This window comes from Vibrio bathopelagicus (assembly GCF_014879975.1).
Lineage (GTDB): Bacteria > Pseudomonadota > Gammaproteobacteria > Enterobacterales > Vibrionaceae > Vibrio > Vibrio bathopelagicus.
Map to the genome: position 1 here is coordinate 1,465,969 of NZ_CP062501.1, position 13,369 is coordinate 1,479,337.

Below are 13,369 nucleotides of genomic sequence, written 5' to 3' on the forward strand. Positions count from 1 at the left end.
TGTGTTCCAATACAACTACCGAAATGAAATGCGGTTCTGAGATCGCATAATTGCAGTGTGGAATTTTGGTGTGGAGGGGTGGGTGAGTCCGAACAGGGCCTGAGCGCCCTACTCCATCACTAATTTTATTCTCGCTGCCTAATTCTGATTTTCTTCTGTAGTTGGTGGCTTTTTGATGTGGGAACGACAGTACGAGCACGCTAGATGGAATGGGCTTAAGCTCAACACCCTATCGACCGCCTTTGATGGTGGTAAGCGCTTGCAAGTCAGCGAAATCCCCTACTCTGACCTACCACACATCAAAGTCATGGGAACAAAAGCCCGAACTTACACGATTGAAGCGGTGTTTGTGGGTTCCAGTTCTCTGGCCGATGCTAATGCCCTCATTGAAAACCTAGAAGCAACACCAACTGGCGAGCTAGAGCATCCTTGGTTGGGTGAGCTGCCGCTTGTCTTTGAAGACGTATCTCAAAGCATCAGTACCAAGAAAGGCTTGGTCACGCTGAGCCTGAAGTTTGCTCGCGCTGGTTCTTCCCCATCAATCACTGCTCCTACTTCAGTTCGTACAAAAACGCAGGCCAACATAGTCGAGAGCTTGTCGAAACGTTCTTTCGTAACAGAAGTAAATGGCTTGGATGTATCGGACATTCACAGGGTTCAGAGTGATGTCACCAGCGCATTGAACGTGTTGGTCGACATCACCAACCGTTTGAACCTCGAAGATGAAAACCTTCAAGACATTAACTACGCCATCAATAAAGCATTTTCGGCAGTGAGTAGCCTCAGTACCAACCCCACTGAGTTCGCCGATCTGTTTTCTACGTCAGTGAATGCGGTGGCCGATGGTGTTCAAGCTGAGCCAAGCTCAAGCAATAAAGCGGTAGACAACTCGCGCAGTGCTCAAGCTTTACTGCTAGGTGAAGTAAAACCGGACACACCAACTCAACACCATAATGTACAAATGGTGACGGGCGCAGTGAAGATGAACAAAGACATCACACACCTAGAGAAAGGCGACCGCTTTGATATTACGCAGTCGGCTAAGCAGCCTGAAACCATCAAGAATGACCTGTCTACTTTGATTGTCGGTATCGATGAGCGCATCAAAGACACCACCCAAGTATCGACGCTTGAAAGCATTGAGTTGTTCGACGCGGCCACGACATTGAAAAGCAATGTGAAGGTTCAGCAAGATAAGGTGGTCAGCGGAACCGCGCCCCATAGAACGGTACAGTCACCACGCTTTCAGTCTGCGCTGGCGATTGCGCACGATGAGTTCACTCAAGAAAAAGTCATCACCAAAATGAATGCACTGCAGCACCCGCTTTTTATTCGTGGTGACATTGCCGTGAGGGATGTGTCATGAACACGCTAACGATGCACATTGATGGCAAGCCGCGCACCTTCTATCAAGCGAATCTCAACTACTCCATAGAACAGCTGGCCCACACGTTCAATTGCTCAATTGAGCCTATAAGTATTGAAAGCCCGTTGTCGGTTGAGTTCTTCCTAAACGGCAAATCGATTCTGATTGGTCAGATTGATGGTGTGGATTCAAACACCGATTCAAGTGCTCACGCTGTTTCCATTTCTGGCCGTTCAAAGAGTGCCAACATGATTGATTCACGCATCACGATGGACGCGCTTTATAACTTAAACGTTGAAGAGCTACTTCGTCATGTCGCCAAGCCATTTGGTTTGAAAGTGAAAAGCCTGGTGAAGAGTATGCCGGTCATCCCTGAGTTTCAGATAAATGCCGAATCGCCTGTAGAGAACGTAGCACAACTCATCCGAGAGCAAGGTTTTATGTTGGTTGAGCGCAGTGGCGTGTTGACCATTGAAAACACCGCGCATGCAACTATCAGCAACATCGGCCTAGAAACGGGCAATAACATCGACAGCCTAAACATCAAGCGCACCTTCAATCAGCAATTTCACACCATTGATGTGCAAGGCCAGTGGGATGACGCAAGCGCACAGATCATCAATCCAAACGTCGACAGCTCACGCACCATGGTGATCACCTGTGACCAATTACAAAACCGTGAAGCTTGCCTGTCTCGTGCTAAATATGAGCGCAACCTTGCCATAGCTCAAAGCCTGACAGCATCAAGCACGATTGCCGACATATTCCCTGAGTTGGCCATTGATGGATTAAACCGAGTGATTCGAGTGGCAGACCAAGAGCAAAGCTTCAGTGAGATGTTGGTGATCAAGTCGCTTGGCCTATCAGTGTCTGAAAGCTCTACGGAAACTTCGGTTGAGTTATTCAGGCCGTTTAAGGAGCAAAGCTATGTCTAGTGCTCTGCAGCAACAACAGCGATTAATGGCCAGAATTAAAAACGTGATTGGCACCGGCATTGTCACAGGTGCAACCACAGGCCGATTACAAATCAAGACCGCGACAGGCCGAACCAACGACAAGATAAAACGGGTGCACAACTACGGTTTTATGAGTCGCCCACTACCAGGGGCGAAAACTTACAACCTGTTTATTGGTGGAACCACATCTCGCGGCATCACCGTGAACGTAGAAGACGAACGCCACCAAATAGAGTTACAGCCAGGTGAAGTCGCGATACTCGATGACAAAGGCAACCTTGTTCACTTCACAGAGCAAGGCATCAAGATAAACGCCTGCGCAAAGTTAGAAGTGATATCGGCACAAGAAACCACAGTGAACGCAACGGCAGTGAACGTTACTGCACCTAAGTCCACGTTTTCTGGTGATGTAGAGATAGGCGGCAACCTAACGGTTATGAAAGATACCCAGGTTACGGGCGCTGTTGGTGGCTCTTCAGGTACGTTCGGCGGTGTCAAAGTTGAAAAGCATGACCACGACTACACAGATGACGGGACAACAAGAACCACCAAGGGGCCAAACAAAGGATGAGTCATTTCAACTTAACCGCCCTGACAGCGCCGCTCAGCTCTACAGAGGGATTAACCCACGCCGTTCTGCAGAGTGTTTATAACTACGCCGAATCCACTCAAAACGATCGCGCCCGTATGGCAAGCAATGAGCGCGGCGGCACTTGGAGCAATGAGTTGGTAAACGTGGTCGGCTCTCGTGATTGGACGCTCAAGCGAGCAAAGCTTACAGACGAAACGCTAAGCCTCGCTAAACGGTTTTGTGAAGAGTCGCTCGCTTGGCTCATTACCGATGGCCACGCCAAAGCGGTTGAGGTTTCAGTATGGCGAGAGAAGCCAAATCAGATGGGTCGTAATGTGATGATCACCTTAGCCGATGGCTCTCAGTTTGATGTTCCACTTTCAAAGGTTAACCAATGAGTACACAACGAAGCCTAGACCGTTTAATTGCTCGCGCAGAAGCCAATCTGGTATCTGAAACAGGGCAAAACAACCCCGCAACCAAAGCGATAGCCGCTGCCATTGCTGGTGTCAGCTATGGGCAATATGGTTATCAAGATTTGCTGTTCAGGCAGCTGCACCCTGAAACCTGCTCTGAAGAGTGGTTATACCTACACGCCAATCGCCATAAAGCCCCTCGACTGCTGCCCACGTTCGCAACGGGCCGAGTCCAGTTCACTGAGTTTGGTGGCACAGTGGTGATCAAAAAAGGCACCCGTTTAACGCATGCTAATCACGAGTACGAAACCACCAAAGAACAATACAGCAACGTCCCCGTTGATGTCATTGCAATTGAATCTGGCGTAGATAGCAATCTAGCCGAAGGCGCAGTGCTTACGTTAAGCGAAGGGCTAAGCGGTATTGACCCAAACAGTGTGCTTTCACTTGGTGTTGGCGGAGGGGCCAATATTGAAGAACTCGAGCACTGGCGAGCGCGTGTCATCGTTGCATTTGAAAAGAACGAGCTGATTGGCAAAGCGGCGGATTATGAAGTGTGGGCCGTATCGGCTCACTCGGATGTGGATTTTGCTTGGGCGCTTGATAACACCCCACAGCGAGGCATGGTGGAAGTGTATATCGGTGCGCGAGAAAACAATCCAACCTTAAGCGCTGAAGTGATCAAGTTAGTGCAAGATACCTTTGAGCGTAACCGACTGGCAGGTTGTCATCCATTTGCTTACCTACCAGAGCAAGCGCCAATCAATATCGAGGTCCAAGGTATTGAAGACCAAGAAGTACGAGACGATGTGGTCACTGCACTCGAAAACTTGGTGAAAGGGAAAATGGGCAACATCGAGCCGACAACCAAAAAGCCGGAGTCCATCACCAACACAGAAATTGTCTTAACTATCTCTACCGTGACCAACAACTTTATTGTTCGCTCTCCAGTTGGAGAAGTCGCCATTGATAACAATCAGATACATGTATTAGGAGGCGTGACGTGGACACCTCCGACTTAGTTATTGAATACAGTGCCGGTGATTTTGAAGGCGCCTATCGTGGGCTATTACCCAAAGGCGAATATTGGCAAGACACCGCGAACGTAGAGCTTGCCAACACCATCAAAGGCATGGCCAAAGACTTCAAGCAAACCCATGACGAGATTGAACTGTCGCTGTTAACGGAGTTTGAAGAGCAACAATTTGGTTGGAAGATTTCAGACTATCAACGGCTCTTGATGACGATGGGGTCAAACGGTGTGGTATATGACGAGGTCGCAAGCCCAAACCTCATCAAAATAGACCTTTATAGCTACAACAATGACGCGGCCTTTAAAGCGCTAGAAGAAAAACGACTGCCTCACACCGAGTTTCATTGGATTTACCCATTAACCGGTCGTGTCACTGTTAATCAAAATACCGCAATGACGTTTACTCCAGAGTTTAGCCAAGAACTGTCGATTAACGCCAACGCGCAATATCTATACACCACTGCCATTACTTGGCTGCTAGAAATAGGAGGTGACTCGTGAACCAATTACAAGCGATCCCAACAACGCATGGTTTGAGCATATTAACCAGTTCGCTTAAATCCACCATAAAGCAATTTAAGCTACTGGGTAATATTGGACCTGAATCGGCTGATGTGTATGAGTTCTACAACTCTACTATTCATGCCAGTTATTACGATGAAAATGGCGTCCTCACATTTGAAATGCGTTTACCTACCGAAACCCATTTTGATGAGTACATGTATAAGGTTCACATCGTTGATAATGAGAGCGCCGTAGTCATTGAGTGTGAAACGCCGAAAGTCGCATTGCCAAAAGGTATTGGGGGGATGTTGACATTGAAATCAACCGTCACTGGTAGCCCTGGTGATCTTGTTTTCCAAAACAGTGACTTCTTGACTGAAACCGAATTTTTGGCACGTTTTGCCTCTAAGATGCAGGCCATGCCATACGACCCCTCTCGAACTTACTCAACAGGTGAGACCTGCTATACGAAAGATGCCCAGACGGGTGAGCTTTCTTACTGGCAATGGTACTCGAACGTTGAATCACTGGCAGATAAAGACCCATTAGATCTGAATAATCGTCAGCACGGCTGGAATGATAACTCCAAGCCGTTTTATTGGTCGCCATACAAAAAGTCTCGACCAGGCACACCTCTCTTTCCTTGGATGAGCATGACCTGCCCTGAAGGTACACTAAATATTATTGGTAATTCAGTTCCGGCAGCTGTGTTTTGGCGCTTGGCAGCGGCACTACCCGAATTTGTTGATTCTAAAACGGGGATGATGGATTTCCCTGATGTGGGGGGAGAATTTTTCCGAGTTTTAGATCAAGGACGTGGAATTGATGCTAGCCGTAACTTTGCTAGTTGGCAAAAAGGAACAGCCGTTGCAGTCAATGATACGTACGAAGGTCATATCTTTGGTATAGAAGCAAACTCACCTGGGAACATTGTAGGGATAAGAGAAGCGGCGGGCCTAGATGTTGGTATGTATTCTGATTACAGCAATATTCGAGCTTCATACATTCCGCGTTACCCTCATGGTTCAGCTGGTGATTTTATGAATAAATCAGGCTGGGGTGGTGGGGTTTCTAGACCTCGCAACATCGCCTTCCCTATTCTTATAGAGGTTTAACAATGAAATACTGGATGATTGACCCATTAACCAAAGAAGTCATCGGTGAGTATGATGCTCAGTCTAAGTGGAATATTCCACGCAATGCAATAACTACACAACCACTGCCTACAAAGCAAGGTTTTGCAGTGGTCGTTATTCACGATAAGTCTGGTATGGCTGTTGATTCTGAATACATCGAAGACCATCGCACTACGACAGTTTATGATAAAACTGATTGTACTAAGTCAGAATCAGTTTCTGAACTCGGCTCAATCAAAGATAACTTCACACCCAAAAAGCCAGTGACTCAATTTGACGAGTGGATTGACGACGCTTGGGTAACCAACAAGAGCAATCAACACATTGCTGAATATAACCAAATCGATAACGTTCGCCGTAGTCAATACGTTCAAGTATGCGACCCATTGTTTGCTGAAGCCAACATCAAACGCCTACAGGGTTTTGAAGGTGACGCACGAGCAATAGAGGCTCAAGCCTTAGCTGCTCGTGACAAAATCCAAACAGAAAACCCTTGGCCAACACCGCCTACCAACTAATCCCAACTCTATTTAAACCCAGCCATTGCGCTGGGTTTTCTACATTTTCCATCTAGAATTCGCCCCAATATCCGCCACTTAACCACCACGGTAAACTAAGCCTAGTTCATTACATTAGGTCGCCAGTATGGAAACGTTAGCCACAACACTGATTAAGAAACATGAAGGTCTTCGGCTTAAGCCGTATCGATGCAGCATAGGAAAACTCACCATCGGTTATGGCCGCAACCTTAGTGATAACGGCATTACCCTAGAAGAAGCAGAACAGCTACTTCAACACAATATTAACGAAGTGATGCAACAGGCTCAAACCCTACCTTTCTTCAGTGCATTGAATGAAGTTCGCCAGGCTGTGATTGTCGACATGATCTTCAATATGGGCTTACCACGTTTTCAGAAATTCAAAAAGACCATTGCTCTCATTGAACAGCAAGCTTGGCAGGCGGCCGCAAATGAAATGTTAAACAGTCGCTGGGCAAGACAGGTGGGTATCCGCTCTAAAACACTCAGTGACATGATGCGTTATGGAACTGAACCAATACAAAAGTAAGGAATGGTTATGAACTTTATTACCGGAATTTTAGGTAAAACTCTATGGGAAGTGCTGAAAGGCTTGATCTTACAAGTCGCATGGAAAGTGATTCTAGAGCGCTTCGCCTCTCGTCTTGTAATTTGGGGCCTAGAGAAGCTTAAAACACTCACAGCGAACGATGTCACACAAGAAACAGTGAATGACATTATCCATTCACTGAAAGGTAAAAAACTCAAAGAGGTCGAACAATGGGAATGACAATAGATCCGAACTGGCTTAACGCAGTGATAGCGTTTTGTACCTTTGTCACCCTTATCCTTAGCTTATTGATTGGTTATCTGTTTCGGCTATCGAAAGAGCTTGGTGAGCACAAGACTCACGTAGCGGAAACCTACGCCACCAAAGATGATGTCAAAGAGCTAGGCGACAGAATAGAACGCAGCATGGTGAAAGAGTTCGACCGCCTACACACCTTACTCCAAGGAAAAGACGTCGCATAAAAATACCGCCTCATATGGGCGGTAATTAGTACAAAGACGTAACAACGAACTCTATTAAAAAGCCCCATATTGACTTAGTTCATCTCGAACCTGATCAGACAACATCGACTTGTTAGTGTGTATCGCTTTTATGATGTCGGAAACTGTCACGCCTTCAGGATAATTTTGTATCTCGATACCAACAATTTGAGGAATAACATTTGTTTCGTGTGAATATATATTTGCTTTTACCGTAGCCATTGTTTGTAAAGCATTTTGAATCGTAGAAGTACTTAGTTCTGAAGGAATTGGCAGTGTATCTGAAATTGCTTTGCTTTCGATTCCCATTGTTTGAAATGCCATAGAGCCTGAAATCTTTTTAGATTGTGCTGAAGCTCCTATATTGATTATATCGGCAATATTAATTCCTGATTCATTAGCAGTAAAAGAAGCTTCTGCCCGAAGCCCTACCCCTACAGCAACTCCAATTATCACAAAGTCATACTCACCATTTACGTTTTTTTCAACAGGTAATTTTATAGAACTAGAGTGATATTTTATGTAATCGATGGTGGAATGATAGTAACTATTTTTTGATGTCACTCCAGATGATAGGTAATTAACGCTCCCATTTTCATCTATCTCTTTGATTGAAATCCTTGCTGCATTGTTGATTAAGAATTCGAGATCTTGATCAATTCTCTTTTCAGATTTTCGTCTCTGTATTTCTGCAGATGTAAGGGAGAACTCCCCTATAGTGCCGTTAGGTAATGAAATCGGATTAATAGCAATATACCCAGCATACGGTGCTGATTCAGTATCGCGTTCTTGATGTGTAATGCCAGAACATCCTCCAAGAAAGATTGCGCTTGCCACAATTAAGCTTTTCAATGTCATATCGTGTATTCCTATAATTACTATCAATTTCTGGCAGCAATTTAACGCTGCATATCAATACATTCAAGGTGTGAATCAATAACACACCATAAGATGTGCAGTGTGTTGCATTTTATTTGATAGATCAGGAAATTAGTCTGGTTTCACATATGTATTTTCGGTTATCACCTCACTCCCCACAAAATCATTCAATTCTTGCATCATATCAATCAGTGGCAGCAGTTCGTTCTTGTGGAATAGCCAATCGACCTTGTTCAAATCGAGTGACGTAATACTCTCGCGTCGAATGCTCATCAACTCGATTGGCACACGGTGAACCGAAAGCACCTCGTTCATGGTTTGGTTCTTTACTTCTTTGTATGAGTCTTTGGCTTCCACCTGACCAATTGGCTTGAGCTCTGGGGCTTTGGTGTCTTTACCTTTGGCATTCACAAATAAGTTTTTAAATGCCATACCTTCTTGAGCTTGTAGCTGCTTCTTGATGGCCTTTTCTTGCTTTTCTGTCATGGTTGGCTCATTCATATACAGCAAGTAACCGGCATGGTTACCGTTACGGTAGTACTGACGACGAAACAACGTGGCATCATCGTTCAGCCAAATAGAGGTCAAAGAGCTAATGTGGCTCGGTAAGCCATACAGCTCTTGAGCAACGTCATAATCTCCTAAATAGAACACTTGGTTATGTTTGTAGTCGATACGCCCATCATCATCGTAAGCTCTTGGCTTATACGACCAACCTAAGTCTTCACGCCTACGCATGTAAAGTGTCGGTAAGTGCTTAAGCTTAACGACTTCGCCTAAACCTCTATAATCACGAATCACCTGCAGGTGAGCACCACCAAAAGTGAGGTAGTCTTGAATAAAGCGCTTTGCATCTTGGCGTGAGAGTAATCCACTCAGCGCAATGGCATGCATTAACGTATTGCGCTTAAACTCAATCGCACTCGAATGCATCGGGTTCGTGCGAAGTGCCTTGGCTAATGTATCGAGTGCAACCGGCGGTTCGTATAAACCATCAACCAACGCCACTTCTAAATAGCTGAGAATGTCGCTGTTCATCACGCTCACGGGGTTAGAAAATTCAATCTCTATCACTTGGCCTCTCCAATAATTAGGCTAGAAGAACTCGACACTGGTGTTGGTGTCATTGTTTATATCAATCGGCTCCCAACGCATCACATGCATCGAAGCCCAGGCTAAATCCGCATGAGAGCCAATTTTGCTGCGGTTGGAAACAAAGGTAATTTGGTTACTCACCTTGGTGGTTTGCTGGCGAATCATTAAGAACGAGTGAACGAGATCATCCCATTCCGCTTCAAACTGTAAGCGGCCACTGTTAATGATTTCTCTCGACTTGTAGGCCATCAGTCGTTTCACTTCAGGTGAGTAATCCAGCTCGACCAGAGCTGGGTAAAACTTACGAACCAGCTCAGCGGTAGCCGAGCCTACGCCACTGGTATCCATGGCCATGTACACCACATTGTATTTCTCAGTAATGCCGCGAATGGTGTCGGCTTGTTGCTCATAGCTGGAGCCTTTAAGGCGAACCCGCTCAATAAATCGGAACACGCCGCCTTTACGTCTAGGCTTTAACGCCACCACTAAGCCTGCATCATCCGAGCTCTCACCCGTACCGCCACCTCTTGGGTCATAGCCGACTAAAACTTCTGCGTTACCCACGGGTCTTGCTTTCTCGTGGTCGACATCTTTCCAAAGTGAACTGTCTGCCTTACACGCCAGTAGTGCTTTCAGTGAGAAGAATGAAGCGCTGTCGTCCAAAAACTTACAACGCAATAGATTGTCGAAAATCTCTTTAACCGGATATTTACGCTTGAGCTTATCCATGTTGAAGAAGGTCGCGCCTTTCTTAATCGCATCATCCACCGTGATCATTTGACGGAAGATAAAATCAACACCCAAAGCACCGGCTTTTCGCGCCTTGTGGCTAATATCAATGCCGTGCTCTTTCTTGCCTTGCCATTTCGGGTAGGCTTCATGGGCCATGGTAGAAGGTGTCGAAATGTAAGTGGTGCGGAACTGCGATTGCATCGACATACCGCCCGCGTAATTATCTAAATCCGCAAAGCCTGGGATCCAGAACACCTCGTCCCAATACATGTGGCCGTTAAAACCTTGAGAGGTCGCTACGTTGGTGGACATAAAGCCAAGGTTCGCGCCGTTGCTGAGCTCGATGTCGTCCTTACCTTTTAAGTCAACTTCACCAATCTCTAGTGCAAACTTACGAATGTAGTTTTTGAAGATATAGGACTGCTTTTTCGACGCAGAGATAAACACCTGGTTGTCGCCAGTCAGCACCGCATCTTCAAACGCTTCAAAGGCAAAATAGAACGTAAGACCAATTTGACGCGACTTAAGATAAAAGCGCACTTCATTGATTTCATCGTTTTGCTTATGGCCGTGAATGTCCTTTTGGTATTCGAAGAAGGTTTTCTCGCGATATTCGTCCAACATCTCTTTGGTTATGTGGGACACATCGTTCTTCGTCTTATTTGGCTTACGACCACGCTTTTGCTCGCCATCGTTTCGGCCAGCTGGTCGGTTGCGCCTTTGCTCTGCTTCATCACGTTTGAATTGCTGTTCGAGCAACATCTTGAGCTCACGCTCTTGGCTCTCAAGCTTTTGATCAACCCACATCAAGTAAGCAATGCGCTGTCTCATCATTAATTCGACGGGCGCGTCATCCCTCAGCGTTTTCCAATCAAACTGAGTTATCCATTTTTGAACCGTGCGTGTGGCTACGCTAACCGTTTCTGCAATTTCAGCAGGCTTACGTTGGCGTAAAAACAGTCCCAAAGCTTTCGTTTGGTCGGCGGTATAGAGCGGTTCGCTAACAACATTATTTTCCATGTTTGCATAGTGCTACAGCGCCTGTGATTACTCAGCTTAAACGATTTCTATATCAAGCGTTTAGAACTAGGACAAATACAAAAAGGCGGAGGCATTGGGTAAATTGGAATCATCGAATTTAGGAGAGTTTAGGCATGTTCCAATCAGAGCTAATTTGTATTTTACAGGCAGGAGCAACCATTGATGGTCGAGTCATTGAGCAAAAAATCATTGATGAGATTGCAGAAACTTATAGCCCAGACGTTTATACAGCTCGAATTAATGCAGACCACTACCCGTGGAGCAATAAGTACGGCTCTGTCCTCTCTGTCGAAAAGAAAGAAGACAAGCTATTCGCCGTACTGAAACCAAACTCAATGCTTTTACGTATGGCTGAGCAAGGACAGCTTTTACATACCTCATGTGAGTTCTATGAAAAGTTTGCAGATACAGGGAAAGCTTACCTGACCGGATTGGCCCTGACTGATGAGCCAGCATCGTTAGGTACGACGCAGATTCAATTGTCGGCTAACAGTAAAGATAAAGCGTGCGTTCCAACGAGCTTTCAAATTACCCCAGAACAACTCTCGAAAGACACCGAGGAAGAAGCCTCGATGTTCCATACATTTAAACGCTGGCTTAAGGGCGAAAGTGAACTTGAGCAGCTCTCACAACAACAGGAAGAAGACGACATGAGTAAAGAACTTGAAGAGCTACTCAAGCAGAGCATTGAGCAAGGCAAAGAAAATCAGCAACAACTCAGCCAGTTAAATGAGCAAGTTGAAAAGCTAAACACTAATGGTAAGCCGCCGGAGCAACCTGCTGAAGCTGAAGACAGTACGGATGTCACCGAACTAAAAGACCAGGTAGAGACACTGTCTTCACAGATAGAAAACCTAACCGGTCAAATTGAAAAATTCAGCAAATTGACCGATGAAGAGCAGCGCAAGTTAGCCGGTGAAGGTAATGACGAAGAGCGCTACTTATAGGCTTCGACACGCCCTCAACCCATAACGAATTGAATTAGGTAAGAACATGCAAAAGCAGACCAAAATAAAACTCAGCGCCTACGTGAAAGCCGTGGCAGCGCAAAACGATGTAGATGATGCAACCGAGAAGTTTAACGTGAGCCCGAATGGTACTCGGCGCATTATCGCGGCTATCCGTGAAAGCAACTGGTTCCTTAACAAAATCAACATCATCTCAGTGAAAAATCAAAAAGGTGAATCCATTGGTCTTGGCGCTACGGGCATGATTGCCAGTCGTACCGATACATCGGGCTCGGGCAAACGCACACCGAAAGATCACTCAAGCATGGGGGCGATGCCTTACATGTGTGAGCAAACAAACTTTGATACCGCGCTTCGTTACGCAAAACTGGACGCGTGGGCGCACCATAAAAACTTCAACGCCTTGATAAGTAAAGCAACCCGAGAGCAGATTGACGCCAATAAGATCACCATTGGTTGGTATGGCGTAAGTGTCGCTAAAAATACCGATGCTAGCGCTAATCCGAACGGTGAAGATGTGAATAAAGGTTGGTTCCAAGCCATGCGTGATCATAACGAAGATCGCTTAATCACCACGGGACAAAAAGCGGATGGTGAAATTCGTATCGGTGAAGGTGGTGACTTCATCAACCTAGACCTAGCCGTGCTTGAAACGAAAAACCTACTGCATGATGCCTGTGAAAATGACTCAAACCTTGTGGCCATCATCGGCTCTGACTTGCTTGCTTATGACAAAGCTAAGTTCTACGAAGCACACGGTAATACGCCAAGCGAAAAAGGCAAAATTCAAGAACTGCAAGTCATCGGTACTTATGGCGGTCTGCCTGCAGTGAAAGTACCAGGCTTCCCTTCAACGGGCATCATGGTGACCAGTTACGACAACCTATCCATCTACATTCAAGAAGGTTCAGTTCGCCGCTCTACAGGTAAGAAGAACGACGAAAAAGACCAAATTGAAAACTTTGAGTCGATGAACATGGCTTACGTGATCGAAGAGATTGGCAAAGCTGCAGCCATTGAATTCAAAAACGTGAAGCTTTGGATTAACGAGGCTTGGCATTAAGCCAACCATTACAAACTAACACCCCCTCAATGCAGGCTCTA

16 protein-coding genes are annotated in these 13,369 nt (G+C 45.9%); 13 read left to right on the plus strand and 3 right to left on the minus strand.

The window, feature by feature from the left end; genetic code table 11:
* Positions 1 to 175 precede the first annotated feature (175 nt).
* The 11 genes from IHV80_RS22780 (at position 176) to IHV80_RS22830 (ending at position 7,532) form a co-directional block, all read left to right on the plus strand.
* Positions 176 to 1,366, plus strand: a complete 1,191-nt coding sequence (locus IHV80_RS22780; RefSeq protein ID WP_192892206.1) for a DNA circularization N-terminal domain-containing protein — start codon at positions 176 to 178, stop codon at positions 1,364 to 1,366.
* The gene (locus tag IHV80_RS22785) at positions 1,363 to 2,301 is read left to right on the plus strand and encodes a phage tail protein (protein WP_192891087.1); all 939 of its coding nucleotides are present in this window, start codon (positions 1,363 to 1,365) and stop codon (positions 2,299 to 2,301) included. The genes IHV80_RS22780 and IHV80_RS22785 overlap by 4 nt, the downstream gene beginning before the upstream one ends.
* Complete coding sequence (locus tag IHV80_RS22790; RefSeq protein WP_192891088.1) at positions 2,294 to 2,893, plus strand: phage baseplate assembly protein V; 600 nt, start codon at positions 2,294 to 2,296, stop codon at positions 2,891 to 2,893. The genes IHV80_RS22785 and IHV80_RS22790 overlap by 8 nt, the downstream gene beginning before the upstream one ends.
* Positions 2,890 to 3,291, plus strand: a complete 402-nt coding sequence (locus IHV80_RS22795) for a phage GP46 family protein (protein WP_192891089.1) — start codon at positions 2,890 to 2,892, stop codon at positions 3,289 to 3,291. The genes IHV80_RS22790 and IHV80_RS22795 overlap by 4 nt, the downstream gene beginning before the upstream one ends.
* Positions 3,288 to 4,331, plus strand: a complete 1,044-nt coding sequence (locus tag IHV80_RS22800; RefSeq protein ID WP_192891090.1) for a baseplate J/gp47 family protein — start codon at positions 3,288 to 3,290, stop codon at positions 4,329 to 4,331. Before IHV80_RS22795 ends, IHV80_RS22800 begins: the two co-directional genes overlap by 4 nt.
* A complete protein-coding gene (locus IHV80_RS22805; protein ID WP_192891091.1) occupies positions 4,313 to 4,843 on the plus strand; it encodes a hypothetical protein in 531 nt (176 codons plus the stop codon). Before IHV80_RS22800 ends, IHV80_RS22805 begins: the two co-directional genes overlap by 19 nt.
* Positions 4,840 to 5,961 carry a hypothetical protein gene (locus IHV80_RS22810; RefSeq protein ID WP_192891092.1) on the plus strand — a complete coding sequence of 374 codons (1,122 nt, stop codon included), beginning with the start codon at positions 4,840 to 4,842 and terminating at the stop codon, positions 5,959 to 5,961. The genes IHV80_RS22805 and IHV80_RS22810 overlap by 4 nt, the downstream gene beginning before the upstream one ends.
* Before the next feature lie 2 nt (positions 5,962 to 5,963).
* A complete protein-coding gene (locus tag IHV80_RS22815; protein ID WP_192891093.1) occupies positions 5,964 to 6,500 on the plus strand; it encodes a hypothetical protein in 537 nt (178 codons plus the stop codon).
* 127 nt (positions 6,501 to 6,627) lie between these two features.
* Positions 6,628 to 7,050 carry a glycoside hydrolase family protein gene (locus IHV80_RS22820; RefSeq protein WP_192891094.1) on the plus strand — a complete coding sequence of 141 codons (423 nt, stop codon included), beginning with the start codon at positions 6,628 to 6,630 and terminating at the stop codon, positions 7,048 to 7,050.
* A 9-nt stretch (positions 7,051 to 7,059) separates the two neighbouring features.
* A complete protein-coding gene (locus IHV80_RS22825) occupies positions 7,060 to 7,290 on the plus strand; it encodes a hypothetical protein (protein WP_192891095.1) in 231 nt (76 codons plus the stop codon).
* Entirely contained in the window at positions 7,281 to 7,532 is a 252-nt protein-coding gene (locus tag IHV80_RS22830) for a hypothetical protein (RefSeq protein ID WP_192891096.1), read from the plus strand. Before IHV80_RS22825 ends, IHV80_RS22830 begins: the two co-directional genes overlap by 10 nt.
* A gap of 54 nt (positions 7,533 to 7,586) precedes the next feature.
* Here IHV80_RS22830 and IHV80_RS22835 read toward each other — a convergent pair whose 3' ends face one another.
* The 3 genes from IHV80_RS22835 to IHV80_RS22845 all read right to left on the minus strand — a co-directional run bounded on the left by IHV80_RS22835 (position 7,587) and on the right by IHV80_RS22845 (position 11,276).
* Positions 7,587 to 8,408 carry a hypothetical protein gene (locus IHV80_RS22835; protein WP_192891097.1) on the minus strand — a complete coding sequence of 274 codons (822 nt, stop codon included), beginning with the start codon at positions 8,406 to 8,408 and terminating at the stop codon, positions 7,587 to 7,589.
* A gap of 132 nt (positions 8,409 to 8,540) precedes the next feature.
* A complete protein-coding gene (locus IHV80_RS22840) occupies positions 8,541 to 9,503 on the minus strand; it encodes a phage portal protein (RefSeq protein ID WP_192891098.1) in 963 nt (320 codons plus the stop codon).
* Positions 9,504 to 9,524: 21 nt separating this feature from the next.
* Complete coding sequence (locus tag IHV80_RS22845; RefSeq protein ID WP_192891099.1) at positions 9,525 to 11,276, minus strand: terminase large subunit domain-containing protein; 1,752 nt, start codon at positions 11,274 to 11,276, stop codon at positions 9,525 to 9,527.
* 134 nt (positions 11,277 to 11,410) lie between these two features.
* Here IHV80_RS22845 and IHV80_RS22850 point away from each other — a divergent pair, with 134 nt between their 5' ends.
* Both IHV80_RS22850 and IHV80_RS22855 read left to right on the plus strand, forming a co-directional pair.
* Entirely contained in the window at positions 11,411 to 12,244 is an 834-nt protein-coding gene (locus IHV80_RS22850; RefSeq protein WP_192891100.1) for a GPO family capsid scaffolding protein, read from the plus strand.
* A 46-nt stretch (positions 12,245 to 12,290) separates the two neighbouring features.
* Complete coding sequence (locus tag IHV80_RS22855; protein ID WP_192891101.1) at positions 12,291 to 13,328, plus strand: phage major capsid protein, P2 family; 1,038 nt, start codon at positions 12,291 to 12,293, stop codon at positions 13,326 to 13,328.
* Positions 13,329 to 13,369 lie beyond the last annotated feature (41 nt).

Coding starts and splice junctions, on each gene's coding strand:
- IHV80_RS22780 (WP_192892206.1), top strand. CDS start 176: ATGTGGGAACGACAGTACGAGCACGCTAGATGGAATGGGCTTAAGCTC.
- IHV80_RS22785 (WP_192891087.1), top strand. CDS start 1,363: ATGAACACGCTAACGATGCACATTGATGGCAAGCCGCGCACCTTCTAT.
- IHV80_RS22790 (WP_192891088.1), top strand. CDS start 2,294: ATGTCTAGTGCTCTGCAGCAACAACAGCGATTAATGGCCAGAATTAAA.
- IHV80_RS22795 (WP_192891089.1), top strand. CDS start 2,890: ATGAGTCATTTCAACTTAACCGCCCTGACAGCGCCGCTCAGCTCTACA.
- IHV80_RS22800 (WP_192891090.1), top strand. CDS start 3,288: ATGAGTACACAACGAAGCCTAGACCGTTTAATTGCTCGCGCAGAAGCC.
- IHV80_RS22815 (WP_192891093.1), top strand. CDS start 5,964: ATGAAATACTGGATGATTGACCCATTAACCAAAGAAGTCATCGGTGAG.
- IHV80_RS22820 (WP_192891094.1), top strand. CDS start 6,628: ATGGAAACGTTAGCCACAACACTGATTAAGAAACATGAAGGTCTTCGG.
- IHV80_RS22825 (WP_192891095.1), top strand. CDS start 7,060: ATGAACTTTATTACCGGAATTTTAGGTAAAACTCTATGGGAAGTGCTG.
- IHV80_RS22830 (WP_192891096.1), top strand. CDS start 7,281: ATGGGAATGACAATAGATCCGAACTGGCTTAACGCAGTGATAGCGTTT.
- IHV80_RS22835 (WP_192891097.1), bottom strand. CDS start 8,408: ATGACATTGAAAAGCTTAATTGTGGCAAGCGCAATCTTTCTTGGAGGA.
- IHV80_RS22845 (WP_192891099.1), bottom strand. CDS start 11,276: ATGGAAAATAATGTTGTTAGCGAACCGCTCTATACCGCCGACCAAACG.
- IHV80_RS22850 (WP_192891100.1), top strand. CDS start 11,411: ATGTTCCAATCAGAGCTAATTTGTATTTTACAGGCAGGAGCAACCATT.
- IHV80_RS22855 (WP_192891101.1), top strand. CDS start 12,291: ATGCAAAAGCAGACCAAAATAAAACTCAGCGCCTACGTGAAAGCCGTG.